14 protein-coding genes and 1 tRNA gene are annotated in these 13,227 nt (G+C 63.5%); 13 read left to right on the forward strand and 2 right to left on the reverse strand.

Going from position 1 to position 13,227, the window contains the following annotated elements:
- The coding region (locus tag C7402_RS37475) for an NAD(P)/FAD-dependent oxidoreductase (RefSeq protein WP_133254624.1) at positions 1 to 413 on the reverse strand (413 nt) is incomplete at its 3' end.
- Positions 414 to 589: 176 nt separating this feature from the next.
- On the opposite strand from C7402_RS37475, the gene C7402_RS37480 reads away from it, so the two are divergent.
- Positions 590 to 1,369, forward strand: coding sequence for an SDR family oxidoreductase (locus tag C7402_RS37480; protein WP_112176735.1), 780 nt, complete (start codon positions 590 to 592; stop codon positions 1,367 to 1,369).
- Positions 1,370 to 1,432: 63 nt separating this feature from the next.
- A complete protein-coding gene (locus tag C7402_RS37485; RefSeq protein WP_112176736.1) occupies positions 1,433 to 1,873 on the forward strand; it encodes an acyl-CoA thioesterase in 441 nt (146 codons plus the stop codon).
- A 72-nt stretch (positions 1,874 to 1,945) separates the two neighbouring features.
- On the opposite strand, the gene C7402_RS37490 is transcribed toward C7402_RS37485, so the two are convergent.
- Positions 1,946 to 2,518 (reverse strand): PAS and helix-turn-helix domain-containing protein, encoded by a 573-nt coding sequence (locus C7402_RS37490; protein ID WP_112176737.1) that lies wholly within the window; start codon positions 2,516 to 2,518, stop codon positions 1,946 to 1,948.
- Positions 2,519 to 2,766: 248 nt separating this feature from the next.
- Between C7402_RS37490 and C7402_RS37495 the strand changes: the two genes are divergently transcribed.
- The 11 genes from C7402_RS37495 to pheS all read left to right on the forward strand — a co-directional run bounded on the left by C7402_RS37495 (position 2,767) and on the right by pheS (position 13,166).
- Entirely contained in the window at positions 2,767 to 3,486 is a 720-nt protein-coding gene (locus C7402_RS37495; RefSeq protein ID WP_116614149.1) for a CoA transferase subunit A, read from the forward strand.
- 15 nt (positions 3,487 to 3,501) lie between these two features.
- Complete coding sequence (locus tag C7402_RS37500) at positions 3,502 to 4,143, forward strand: CoA transferase subunit B (RefSeq protein WP_112176739.1); 642 nt, start codon at positions 3,502 to 3,504, stop codon at positions 4,141 to 4,143.
- A gap of 286 nt (positions 4,144 to 4,429) precedes the next feature.
- Positions 4,430 to 5,323, forward strand: coding sequence for an alpha/beta fold hydrolase (locus tag C7402_RS37505; protein WP_116614150.1), 894 nt, complete (start codon positions 4,430 to 4,432; stop codon positions 5,321 to 5,323).
- Positions 5,324 to 5,411: 88 nt separating this feature from the next.
- The gene (locus C7402_RS37510; protein ID WP_112176741.1) at positions 5,412 to 5,765 is read left to right on the forward strand and encodes a RidA family protein; all 354 of its coding nucleotides are present in this window, start codon (positions 5,412 to 5,414) and stop codon (positions 5,763 to 5,765) included.
- Between the two features lie 96 nt (positions 5,766 to 5,861).
- Positions 5,862 to 8,111: a RelA/SpoT family protein gene (locus C7402_RS37515; protein ID WP_116614151.1), complete on the forward strand. Its 2,250-nt coding sequence runs from the start codon at positions 5,862 to 5,864 to the stop codon at positions 8,109 to 8,111.
- 73 nt (positions 8,112 to 8,184) lie between these two features.
- Positions 8,185 to 8,261: transfer RNA gene (locus C7402_RS37520), tRNA-Val, on the forward strand.
- A 295-nt stretch (positions 8,262 to 8,556) separates the two neighbouring features.
- On the forward strand, positions 8,557 to 10,464 hold the full coding sequence (thrS, locus tag C7402_RS37530; protein ID WP_116614152.1) for a threonine--tRNA ligase: 1,908 nt from the start codon (positions 8,557 to 8,559) through the stop codon (positions 10,462 to 10,464).
- Between the two features lie 50 nt (positions 10,465 to 10,514).
- On the forward strand, positions 10,515 to 11,036 hold the full coding sequence (gene infC / locus C7402_RS37535) for a translation initiation factor IF-3 (protein WP_083245567.1): 522 nt from the start codon (positions 10,515 to 10,517) through the stop codon (positions 11,034 to 11,036).
- Positions 11,037 to 11,329: 293 nt separating this feature from the next.
- Entirely contained in the window at positions 11,330 to 11,527 is a 198-nt protein-coding gene (gene rpmI, locus C7402_RS37540) for a 50S ribosomal protein L35 (protein ID WP_004191477.1), read from the forward strand.
- Positions 11,528 to 11,557: 30 nt separating this feature from the next.
- The gene (gene rplT, locus C7402_RS37545; RefSeq protein ID WP_004192938.1) at positions 11,558 to 11,917 is read left to right on the forward strand and encodes a 50S ribosomal protein L20; all 360 of its coding nucleotides are present in this window, start codon (positions 11,558 to 11,560) and stop codon (positions 11,915 to 11,917) included.
- A 235-nt stretch (positions 11,918 to 12,152) separates the two neighbouring features.
- Positions 12,153 to 13,166 carry a phenylalanine--tRNA ligase subunit alpha gene (pheS, locus tag C7402_RS37550; RefSeq protein ID WP_165842092.1) on the forward strand — a complete coding sequence of 338 codons (1,014 nt, stop codon included), beginning with the start codon at positions 12,153 to 12,155 and terminating at the stop codon, positions 13,164 to 13,166.
- Positions 13,167 to 13,227: the final 61 nt, after the last annotated feature.

Consider the following 13,227-nt stretch of genomic DNA (forward strand, 5'->3'; position numbering starts at 1 on the left):
TCGGCCTGCTGGCCCAGCCAGCGCGTGACGTTCGCGAGGCTGATGACGTAGTTGCCGTGATTCTTGAAGTTGTCGGGGAGTGCCCAGTTCGGCACAGATTTAGCCCCCGTTTCAGAAAGAAAAAGGAACTTGTCCTCGGTTACGGGCACGTTCAGCGGCGCGCCCTGTTCTTTCCAGTCGGGAATGAGTTCATTGAGCGCGCGCGGATCCATGACCGCGCCGGAGAGGATGTGCGCCCCGATTTCCGAGCCTTTTTCCAGCACGCACACGCCAATTTCGGCGCCTTTCTCTGCGGCCAGCTGTTTCAGGCGGATTGCGGCGGAAAGCCCGGCCGGGCCGCCGCCCACGATCACCACGTCGTATTCCATCGACTCGCGTGGACCGTACTGCTCCAAAAGACTTGCGGGGGTCATCTATGCTCCTCTTGCCATTAGAATGCTTTTTTCGGGTTCGTATTGTCGGGTAACGTTCCCCGTGCCGCAACCCAACGGGCTAACATTAGCACGATCGTGCTATTCCGTGACCCCCGATTTGACGTGCGTACAACGCTGCGTTCTGGCGCTTTTTCACCTCTGAACAGGAACCGGAAATGGGCCGTTCGATCAATCTGGAAGGCAAGGTTGCGCTGATCACGGGGGCTTCCAGCGGGCTTGGCAAGCGCTTTGCCCAGGTGCTCTCGCAGGCGGGCGCAAAGGTCGTGCTGGCGAGCCGCCGCGTGGAGCGCCTGAAGGAGCTGCGCGCCGAAATCGAAGCCAGCGGGGGCGCCGCGCATGTCGTCTCGCTCGACGTGACCGACTATCAGAGCATCCGCTCGGCGGTGGCGCACGCGGAAACCGAGGCGGGGACGATCGACATCCTCGTCAACAATTCGGGGGTGTCGACGACGCAAAAGCTCGCGGACGTGACGCCCGCCGACTTCGAATACGTGTTCGACACCAACACGCGCGGCGCTTTCTTCGTGGCCCAGGAGGTTGCCAAACGCATGATGATGCGCGGCAACGGCGGCAGTACGAAACCAGCGTACCGGATCATCAACATCGCCTCGGTGGCGGGCTTGCGCGTGCTGCCGCAGATCGGCCTCTATGCGATCAGCAAGGCCGCGGTCGTGCACATGACGAAGTCGATGGCGCTCGAATGGGGCCGCCACGGCATCAACGTGAACGCGATCTGCCCCGGCTACATCGACACGGAGCTCAACCACCATCACTGGTCGACCGAGCAGGGGCAGAAGCTCGTTTCGATGCTGCCGCGCCACCGCGTGGGCAAGCCCGAGGACCTGGACGGCCTGCTGCTGCTGCTCGCCGCCGACGAATCGGCCTTCATGAACGGCGCAATCATCACCGCCGACGACGGTTTCGGGCTCGCCTGAGCGCCGGCGAGCCCGGCCGTTGCCGGCAATTTGTTTTCTCGAACCTACAGAAGTTGAAGTGCAATGAGTGATTACCACCCGGTATTTGAAATGACCATGCCGATCCGCTGGGGCGACATGGACGCGTTCGGACACGTGAACAACACGGTCTATTTCCGCTACATGGAGCAGGTGCGGATTTCCTGGTTCGAGCATCTGGGCGTCGTGGCCGAGGGCGGCGCCGATCAAGGGCCCGTGATCGTCAACGCTTCGATGGAATTCCTCAAGCAGCTCCATTACCCAGGGGACATCGTCTGCACGATGACCGTGGGGCAGCCCGGCCGCAGCAGCTTCGACACCGGTTTCGAGCTGCGCCGCGCCGACGAGCCGGACACGCTCTACGCGCGTGGCAACGCCCGCTGTGTATGGGTCGACTACGCGGCCGGCAAATCGGTGCCGATTCCCGACACGCTGCGCGCGACGATCGAGCACGCGGGGCTCGTCAAGTCCGGGCGCGTGGGCTGAGCCCGCAGGCCGTGCGCCAGCAGGCCGCCCGGCCGCTTTTTCGCGCGCCTGCTTGGCCGGGAAAACGCGCATTCACTGGCCGAGCAGCCGCTGAAGCAATTCGGTGGCGTTGCCGGTGTCGTACTTGCGCATGAGCCGCGCGCGGTACACATCCACGGTGCGCGAGCTGATCGCCAGAATCCGCCCAATCTGCTTGCTGGTCTTGCCCGTGACGAGCTGCGCGGCGATTTCGCGCTCGCGCGGCGTGAGTTCGACCGCCACCCGGCGCGTCGCGCTCAGGTCCTCGAAAGTCCAGACGCCCGCCGCGTGGGGCGCTGCGCGGTCGATCGAGCGCCCCGTCACATGACACCAGAAGAGTTCGCCGTCGGCGCGCTTCATGATGCGGTCGTCGGCGTAGCTGCCTTGGGCGGTCATGATGGGCGGGATGCGCGCGCCGATGCGCTCGAACTCGTCCGCCGAAGGGTAGAGCACCTGGAACGACTGGCCGATCAGCGCTTCGCGCGGGCAGCGGAAGATGGCGGCGACCTGGTCGTTGCAGTCCATGATCGTGCGTTCGCGCGAAAGCACGAGGCCGATGGGCGCGAGATGGAACGCGGTCTGATAGTCGAGGGCGGAGCGTTCTGCGGGTTCGATTGGAGAGGGCATGGCAGGCGATGCGGGTATCGCTTTATGTAGTTTTGCGTATTGTGCCGCAACAGGCTGCCAGCGTACGCTTTGCACCCATCGGAGGGCCGGGCGCGCGGTGGTTTTTCAGTCCGCGCGCACGGATTGCCCGGGCGGCCGGCTTCACGGCAACGCCACCGGGGCATGACTAGAATTGAACATCCGGGCGCGCCAGACGTCCGCGCGCCAAACCGGATTGGCGAATTTCCATTCGAGGAAGGGACACACTGATGAACAAGGTCTACAAAAGCGCGGCAGCCGCGCTCGAGGGCATCGTCAAGGACGGCCAGACATTCGCGGTCGGCGGTTTCGGGCTGTGCGGCATTCCCGAAGCACTGATCGGCGCCCTGCGCGAGACGGGCGTGAAGGGCATTACCTGCATCAGCAATAACGCGGGCGTGGACGGCTTCGGCCTTGGCCTGCTGCTGGAAACGCGCCAGATCAAGAAGATGATCTCGTCCTACGTGGGCGAGAACAAGGAATTCGAGCGCCAGTACCTCTCGGGCGAACTCGAGCTCGAATTCACGCCGCAGGGCACGCTGGCGGAAAAGCTGCGCGCGGGCGGCGCGGGCATTCCGGCGTTCTTCACGAACACCGGCTACGGCACGCTGATCGCCGAAGGTAAGGAAACGCGCCAGTTCGGCGACAAGCACTACGTCATGGAGCATTCGCTCACCGCCGACGTGGCGCTCGTGAAGGCCTGGAAGGCCGACAAGTCGGGCAACCTGGTCTATCGCCGCACGGCGCGCAACTTCAACCCGATGTGCGCGATGGCGGGCAAGATCACGGTCGTGGAAGTGGAGGAGATCGTCGAGAACGGCGAACTCGATCCGGACACGATCCATACGCCGGGCATCTTCGTGCAGCGCATCGTGCTCAACGCGCACCCGGAAAAACGCATCGAACAACGCACCGTGCGCGCAGCGTCGGGCAACCCTGCGGGCAACTGAGGAAGGAGACCGACCATGGCATGGAATCGTGACGAAATGGCCGCCCGCGCGGCGAAAGAACTTCAGGACGGCTTCTACGTGAACCTCGGCATCGGCCTGCCGACGCTCGTGGCCAACCATGTGCCCACCGGCATGGAAGTGTGGCTTCAGTCGGAAAACGGCCTGCTCGGCATCGGCCCGTTCCCGACCGAGGACGAAGTGGACGCCGACATGATCAACGCCGGCAAGCAGACGGTGACGACGCTGCCGGGCTCGTCGATTTTCTCGTCGGCGGACTCGTTCGCGATGATTCGCGGCGGCCATATCAACCTCGCCATTCTTGGTGCGATGCAGGTGAGCGAGAAGGGCGACCTCGCCAACTGGATGATCCCCGGCAAGATGATCAAGGGCATGGGCGGCGCGATGGACCTCGTGGCGGGCGTAGGTCGCGTGGTCGTGCTGATGGAGCATGTGGCCAAGGGCGACCAGCACAAGATTCTCGAAGCGTGCTCGCTGCCGCTCACGGGCGTGGGCGTCGTCGACCTGATCATTACCGACCTCGGCGTGATGGAAGTGAGCGACGCCGGTCTGAAGGTGACCGAGCTCGCACCGGGTGTGACGGTGGACGAGATCCAGGCGAAGACCGGCGCGCCGCTCGATGTGAGCGCGGTGAAGTAAGCGTCGTTGCATTGGCATGATTCGCGGCGGGCGGGACTTCGGTCCCGCCCGTTTCATTTGCGGTGCCTGAATTGTTGCGCGAGCACGCTCGCTTGAAACCTCGGCCGGACGGCATAGGCCGGATGGCCGAAGGCGCGCCGGTCGAAGCGCGGCCAGGCGGCGCTTCGACTCCGGCCGCCAGTCCTTCTGCGAGATTTTCGCGTGCGGCTATGCCGCCCATGCCGCGGGGCAAAGCCGTTTACAATCGGCCGAACGCCTTGAAGCGCCTTTCAGCGAGGATCCTGCGATGACCGAATCGACCGCCGCGCCGCGCCAGCAGTCCGTCCAGTGCATCAGCCCCACGGGCCTGCACCGCATCGCGTACACGGAATGGGGCGACCCCGCCAATCCGCGCGTGCTCGTGTGCGTGCACGGGCTCACGCGCTCGGGCCGCGACTTCGACCGTTTCGCCGCCGCGATGGCGGGCGAGTATCGTGTCGTGTGTCCGGACGTGGCCGGGCGCGGGTTGTCGTCCTGGCTGCTCGATGCGCGCGGTTATGGCGTCGCGCAGTACGTGTCGGACATGGTCACGCTGATCGCGCGCACGGGCGCGGAGCAGGTGGACTGGTTCGGCACCTCAATGGGCGGCCTGATCGGCATGGCGCTCGCGGGGTTGCCGGGCGCGCCCATTCGCCGCTTGCTGCTCAACGATGTCGGTCCGCATATCGAGCCTTCGTCGCTCGAGCGCATCGGCCAGTATGTCGGGCGCGACGAGCGTTTCGCCACGCTTCAGGAAGGCATCGACAATGCGGCGCTGCTCGCGGCCTCGTTTGGCCCGCTGAGCGCCGAGGACTGGCGCGAGATCAATACGCCGTTGCTGCACGAGGTGGAGGGCCAGTGGCGCTATCGCTATGACCCGCGCGTTGCGGAGCCCTTCAAGACACTCACGCCGGAACAGAGCGAGGAGGGCGAGAAGTTCCTGTGGCGCTCGCTTGCGGCGTTCGAAGGGCCGGTGCTGGTCGTGCGCGGCGCGCTTTCGGACCTGCTTTCGCGCGAAACGGTCGCGAAGATGGTCGAAACGGGGCGCAACGTGTCGAGCGTCGAAATCGAAGGCGTGGGGCACGCACCCGCGTTCCTCTCGGCGGACCAGATTGCGATCGCGCGCCGTTTCTTCGACGGCGAGGCCCTTCGCGGGTCATAATATGAGATTGGTCGGCGTGTAACCGGTGGGCGTTCGTGCGTACCGGGTTGCACCGGCCCGCGTTTTCCACTCCCAGACAGGAATTTTCATGGCAGTCATTCGTCACCACGTTGGCCCGCGTCTTTCGGAAACCGCTATCCACAACGGCACCGTCTACCTCGCGGGCCAGATCGCCGAGGACACGAAGCAGGACATCGCCGGCCAGACGCGCGAAGTGCTCGGCCACATCGACCGCCTGCTGGGCGAAGCGAACAGCGACAAGTCGCTGCTGCTCTCGGTGCAGATCTATATCGCCGAGATGAAGGATTTCCCCGGCATGAATGCCGAGTGGGACAAGTGGGTCGCGCAGGGCGCGACGCCGCCGCGCGCGACGGTGGAAGCCAAGCTCGCGAATCCGGAGTGTCTGGTCGAGATCGTCGTGGTGGCCGCGCAGCGCGATTGAGTGCGCTCCGGCGCGATCCACGCAACCCGCGCAGACTCTCTGTTTATTTGATCCGTTCCGTTGTCGCCCGTCCGGTTTGCCGGCGGGCATCGCCTCATGAGTAGCGACACCGTACCTCCCGCTCCCGCGCTTCCCGCCGATTCCGTTGCGCTGCCGTCGCTCGACGACGCGCTTGCGTTTGTGCGCGAGCACGCGGGCGACGCACGCCTGTCCACCGGCGAGCCGCTCATCGAGCACGCGCAGGGCACGGCGTCCATCATGGGCCGGCTCAACGTCGACCCGCCCGCGGTGCTCGCCGCGGCGCTCTTCAATCTCGCGCCGCATCTGGACGATCCGGAAGCCATGCTCGAGGCGCGCTTCGGCGCGGAGGTCGCGAAGCTCGTGTTCGACGTGCGCAAGCTCTTGCGGCTTGGCAGCGTGAGCCTGCGCGCGGCGCAGCAGGCCATGCCGGAGTCGGGGCGCGAAGGGCGCGACGCCCAGGCGGCGCGGCGCGCGCAGGTCGAGTCGCTGCGCAAAATGCTGCTGGCGTTCGCGCAGGACATTCGCGTGGTGCTGATCCGGCTGGCGTCGCGCTTGCAGTCGCTGCGCTACTACGCGGCGGCGAAAGTCACGCCGGCGCCGGAAATCGCGCACGAGACGCTCGAAATCTATGCGCCGCTCGCCAACCGCCTCGGCATCTGGCAACTGAAGTGGGAGCTCGAAGACCTGGCGTTCCGCTTCCAGGAGCCGGTCACCTACAAGCGCATCGCGAAGCTGCTCGACGAAAAGCGCGTGGAGCGCGAGAGCTATGTGTCCGAGGCGATCGCGCGGCTGCAACAGGAACTCGCGGCGGCGCACATCCCGGCCGAAGTGAGCGGGCGGCCCAAGCACATCTACAGCATCTGGAAGAAGATGCGCGGCAAGGAGATCGACTTCTCCGAGCTTTACGACGTGCGCGCGTTTCGCGTGATCGTGCCCGACATCAAGGATTGCTACACGGTGCTCGGCATCGTGCACAACCTCTGGCAGCCGGTGCCGCGGGAATTCGATGACTATATCTCGCGCCCCAAGGCCAACGGTTACCGCTCGCTGCACACGGTGGTGGTCGGCGACGACGGTCGCGCGTTCGAAGTGCAGATCCGCACGCAGGAGATGCATCAATTTGCCGAATACGGCGTGGCCGCGCACTGGCGCTACAAGGAAGCCGGCTCGAAGGGCTATGGCGGGCAGTTCAGCGCGAGCAGCAGCTACGACGAGAAGATCGCATGGCTGCGCCAGTTGCTCGCCTGGAAGGACGACGTGTCGGACGGGCGCCAGCCGTGGGAGCAGTTGCGCCAGGCCACGCTCGACGACGACCACATCTACGTCCTGACGCCCCAGGCGCGCGTGATCGCGCTGCCGCAGGGCGCGACGCCGCTCGACTTCGCCTACCACCTGCACAGCGAGCTCGGCCACCGCTGCCGCGGGGCGCGCGTGGACGGCGCGATGGTGCCGCTCAACACGCAGCTTCGCAACGGCCAGACGGTCGAAATCGTCTCGGTGAAGGAGGGCGGACCTTCGCGCGACTGGCTCAATCCGCAGCTCGGCTATCTGCATAGCCCGCGCGCGCGCCAGAAGGTGCGCGCGTGGTTCAACTCGATCGAGGCGCAGGAAAATATCGCCAACGGCCGCGCGATGGTGGAAAAGACGTTGCAGCGTGAGGGCCGCACGTCCGTCAATCTCGATCAGCTCGCGGCGAAGCTCGGCTTCAAGTCGACCGACGATCTGTTCAGCGTGGTCGGCAAGGAAGAGTTCAGTCTGCGCAACGTCGAGCACGCGCTGCACGACGCGCCCCCGGCCGAGCCCGAAGAGGAGACGCCCGAGCAACTCACCAAGCGCGCGAGCGGCGCGAACGTGGCGCACGGCGGGTCGTCGGGCGTGCTGGTGGTGGGCGTGGACGCGCTGCTCACGCAGCTCGCGCGCTGCTGCCGCCCCGCGCCGCCCGACGACATCAGCGGTTTCGTCACGCGCGGCAAGGGCATGTCGATCCATCGCAGCGACTGCCCGACCTTCCTGCGCATGGCGAGCCGCGCGCCCGAGCGCGTGCTGCACACCACGTGGTCCGCCGACGTGATGGGCGGGCGCGGCCAGTCGGTCTATCCCGTCGATATCTCGATCGAGGCCACCGACCGCCAGGGCTTGCTGCGCGACATCTCCGAAGTGTTCGCGCGCGAGAAGATGAACGTGATCGGCGTGAAGACGCAATCGCGCCGCAATGCGGCATTCATGCAGTTCACGGTCGAAGTGTCGAACTCCGCGCAAATCCAGCGCGCCTGCGTGCTGCTGGGCGAGGTGGTTGGCGTGTTGCGTGCGTCGCGCAGGGGCTAGGGCGGCTTTTCATTGCCGCGCTGCAAAAAAGACTTGCCAAGTCTGTGAACACTTCATATAATCTTTCTTCTTCAGGCTCGTAGCTCAGCTGGTTAGAGCACCACCTTGACATGGTGGGGGTCGTTGGTTCGAGTCCAATCGAGCCTACCAACGAAATCGGGTTCCTGGTGCAGGCTGCCGGGAGCTTAAAAATGCAGTGAGCAGTAAGCGCTGGATCCTTAAAGGAAGCGCCAAAAGGCGAATACGGTTATGACACCGCGAACGTTTACCGAAACAACTTCGGAGCGACGCTAGTCGAGGACCTCTTTCGCCTCTGCTGTCTGGTTTGAAAAGTGAATGCGGCCCCTCGAAAGCGGGGCCGCATTTTTTTTTCGCCGCGAGATTCTGCGCGGGTCTGTCCTCACAAGAAATTCGACGTGCCCGCATGGCACTTTTGGAGAAAAGAATGGTTGCGATACGTCTGCCCGACGGTTCGGTTCGACAGTACGATCATCCCGTCACGGTCGCCGAAGTGGCGGCTTCGATCGGTCCCGGTCTCGCCAAGGCGGCGCTGGGCGGCAAGCTCGACGGCGAACTGGTCGATACGTCGACGCTGATCGATCGCGACGCATCGCTCGCCATCGTCACGGACAAGGACGCCGACGGTCTCGACATCATCCGTCACTCCACGGCGCACTTGCTGGCGTACGCGGTCAAGGAGCTGTTTCCCGAAGCGCAGGTCACCATCGGGCCGGTCATCGACAACGGCTTCTACTACGACTTCGCCTACAACCGTCCCTTCACGCCCGAAGATCTCGAAAAGATCGAAAACCGCATGCAGGAACTCGCGAAGAAGGACGAGCCGGTGTCGCGCCGTGTCGTGACGCGCGGTGAGGCGGTCGACTACTTCAAGAGCATCGGCGAGAAGTACAAGGCCGAGATCATCGAGTCGATTCCGGGCGCGGAAGAAATCAAGCTGTACTCGCATGGTGGCTTCACGGATCTGTGCCGCGGCCCGCACGTGCCGTCCACGGGCAAGCTCAAGGTCTTCAAGCTGATGAAGGTCGCAGGCGCCTACTGGCGCGGCGACGCGAAGAACGAGCAGCTTCAGCGCATTTACGGCACGGCCTGGACGAAGAAGGAAGACCAGGATCAGTACCTGCACATGCTCGAAGAGGCCGAAAAGCGCGACCACCGCAAGCTTGGCAAGCAACTCGACCTGTTCCACATGCAGGACGAGTCGCCGGGCATGGTGTTCTGGCACCCGAAGGGCTGGACGCTCTGGCAGCAGGTCGAGCAATACATGCGCGGCCGTCTGCGCGTGGCCGGCTACGACGAGATCAAGACGCCGATGATCATGGACCGCTCGCTCTGGGAAGCGTCGGGTCACTGGCAGAACTATCGTGAAAACATGTTCACGACGGAGTCGGAAAAGCGCGACTACGCGATCAAGCCGATGAACTGCCCGGGCCACGTCCAGGTGTTCAACCACGGCCTGCGCTCGTACCGCGATCTGCCCCTGCGTTACGCGGAATTCGGTTCGTGCCACCGCAACGAGGCGTCTGGCGCGCTGCACGGCCTCATGCGCGTGCGCGGCTTCGTTCAGGACGATGCTCACATCTTCTGTACCGAAGACCAGATCATCAGCGAGTCGATCGCCTTCAACACGCTGGCGATGAGCATCTACAAGGATTTCGGGTTCGATCACATCGACATCAAGCTCTCGCTGCGCCCGGATTCGCGCGCGGGGACGGATGAGACGTGGGATCGCGCCGAGCAGGGTCTGCGCGAGGCGCTCACGGCCTGCGGTCTGCAATGGGAAGAGTTGCCGGGCGAGGGCGCCTTCTACGGCCCGAAGGTCGAGTACCACATCAAGGACGCGCTTGGCCGCTCGTGGCAGTGCGGCACGTTGCAGCTCGACATGGTGCTGCCGGAGCGCCTTGGCGCCGAGTACGTGGCCGAGGACAACAGCCGCCGCCGCCCGATCATGCTGCACCGCGCCATCCTCGGTTCGATGGAGCGTTTTCTCGGCATTCTGATCGAGCACCATGCCGGCGCGATGCCGCCGTGGCTCGCTCCGGTGCAGGCCGTTGTGATGAATATCGCGGGAAATCAGGCCGAATACGCCGCGAATGTGGCCCAATCGTTGCAAAAACAAGGGCTTAGAGTGACGGCCGATTTGCGCAACGAGAAAATTAGCTATAAAATACGCGAGCACACGCTTGAGAAGGTCCCGTACCTGCTTGTCGTCGGCGACAAGGAGCGTGAAGCACAAACGGTAGCCGTGCGTGCCCGTGGCGGCGTCGATCTGGGTGTCATGCCCGTCGAAGCCTTTACTGCGCGTCTTGCGGAAGACGTCAAGACGTTCAAGTAAGCCACTGCGGCAGCGCGGCTCGTTTTTTTAATTTTTAGAGGAAACGTAACATCGCTACGGATAAGTCGCATCGCATCAACGGTGAAATCACTGCACCCGAGGTGCGTCTCGTCGGAATCGAGAACGAGCCGCTCGGCATCGTAAAGCTGGCCGATGCGTTCCGCATGTCGGAACAGCAGGACGTCGATCTGGTTGAAATTGCCCCCCAGGCGGTGCCGCCCGTGTGCCGCTTGATGGACTACGGCAAGTTCAAGTACCAGGAATCGAAGAAGCAGCACGAAGCCAAGCTTAAGCAGAAGGTCATCCAGGTCAAGGAAGTCAAGTTCCGCCCGGGTACCGACGACGGCGATTACAACGTCAAGCTGCGCAATCTGATCCGCTTCCTCGATGACGGCGACAAGACGAAGATCACGTTGCGTTTCCGCGGCCGCGAAATGGCCCACCAGGAAATCGGCATGCGCATGCTCGAGCGCCTGCGCACCGACCTCGAAGAAGTCGGTCAGGTCGAGCAGATGCCGAAGATGGAAGGGCGCCAGATGATCATGGTGCTCTCGCCGAAGAAGAAGAAGTAATCCGGCGTGCCGCGCGGTTCGACCTGCGTGGCGGCCAAATGAAGTTTTGAAAGACGTCTTTTCCGTGAGTGCATGGAGAAGGCGGGAAGCAGGTTCCGGAACGGCGCCCGCGCGCTGCACGTGAAGTGCGGCAAACGGGCGTTTTTCCTGAAAGCGGCGGCAAGCTTGTTTTTCAAAAGCCAGCCAGTCGCCAAAACAAGTGGAGTGGGTTTCGAAGGGCGGAGTCCCGGCCAGGTGTGTGAACACCGTGCCAACCGCACACCCATGTCCATCAAATAATGGAGTTGTCTGTCATGCCGAAGATGAAGACCAAGAAGAGCGCTGCAAAGCGCTTCGTGGTTCGTCCGGGCGGTACCGTCAAGCGCGGTCAAGCCTTCAAGCGTCACATCCTGACCAAGAAGACCACCAAGAACAAGCGTCATCTGCGTGGTGCAACGGCCGTTCATGATTCCGATCTGAACTCCGTGCGCGCAATGCTGCCGTTCGCGTAATCCTCAACCGATAACTCATAGGAGCGAAACATGCCTCGAGTCAAACGTGGGGTTACCGCACGGGCCCGCCACAAGAAGATCATCAACCTGGCCAAGGGTTACCGCGGCCGTCGCAATAACGTCTATCGCATCGCCAAGCAGGCGGTCATGCGCGCAGGCCAGTACGCCTACCGCGATCGCCGCAACAAGAAGCGTGTGTTCCGCGCACTGTGGATCACGCGTATCAACGCGGCGGTGCGTCAGCACGACATGACCTACAGCGTGTTCATCAACGGCCTGAAGAAGGCTTCGATCGAACTCGACCGTAAGGTTCTGGCTGACATGGCTGTGTTCGACAAGGCTGCATTTGCTGCGATCGTCAAGCAGGTGAAGGCCGCCGTCGCTGCCTGATTTCAGTCACTGAATTAGGTATTGCGCAGGTTCGTTGCAGCAGACATTCCGGTCGTTTCGGTGATGCTGCAACAAAAACGGGGCTCCTCACCGAGCCCCGTTTTTGTTGGTAATTACGCTTCTTGCGCCGCTTCATGGAGTGTCTTCGCGCGGTCATTGCCAGGTGTCACCATGGCGTGCCGCGAGCGCGGAGAGGCTCCAAGTCTCAAACTCTGACGCTGAAAAGATGGGATCAATGGATCTGGACCAGATTGTCGCCGACGCGCAACGCGCGTTCGCTGGCGCCCCCGACGTCAACACGCTTGAAAACGAAAAGGCCCGCTTTCTCGGCAAGTCCGGCGCGCTGACCGAACTGCTCAAGGGCCTCGGCAAGCTCGACCCGGAAACGCGCAAGACCGAGGGCGCGCGCATCAACGCCGTCAAGCAGCAGGTGGAAGCCGCGCTTAACGCGCGCCGCCAGGCGCTCGCCGACGCGCTGCTCAACCAGCGTCTCGCCGCCGAGGCGATCGACGTCACGCTGCCGGGCCGCGGCACGGGCACGGGTAGCCTGCACCCCGTGATGCAGACGTGGGAACGCGTCGAGCAGATCTTCGGCTCGATCGGCTTCGACGTGGCCGACGGTCCCGAGATCGAAACCGACTGGTACAACTTCACCTCGCTCAACAGCCCGGAAAACCATCCGGCGCGCTCCATGCAGGACACGTTCTACGTGGACGGCAAGGACGCCGATGGCCGTCAGCTTTTGTTGCGCACGCACACGAGTCCGATGCAGGTGCGCTACGCGCGCGCGCACACGCCGCCCATCAAGGTGATCGTGCCGGGCCGCACGTATCGCGTGGACAGCGACGCCACGCACTCGCCGATGTTCAACCAGGTCGAAGGCCTGTGGATCGAAGAGAACATCAGCTTCGCAGACCTGAAGGGTGTCTACACCGACTTCCTCAAGAAGTTCTTCGAGCGCGACGACATCCAGGTGCGTTTCCGCCCGTCGTACTTCCCGTTCACGGAACCGTCGGCCGAAATCGACATGATGTTCGAGCACGGCAAGAACGCCGGCAAGTGGCTCGAAATCTCGGGCTCGGGCCAGGTGCATCCGACCGTGATCCGCAACATGGGTCTGGACCCGGAGCGCTATATCGGCTTTGCGTTCGGCAGCGGCCTCGAACGCCTGACGATGCTGCGTTATGGCGTGCAGGACCTGCGCCTGTTCTTCGAAGGCGATCTGCGCTTCCTGCGTCAGTTCGCCTGAAACGGCGACGCACGCGTTAGCAGTGCGCGAGGCGGACGCTGCACCTGAAAAAAGGTGCGCG

Source organism: Paraburkholderia unamae, assembly GCF_003096875.1.
GTDB lineage: Bacteria > Pseudomonadota > Gammaproteobacteria > Burkholderiales > Burkholderiaceae > Paraburkholderia > Paraburkholderia unamae.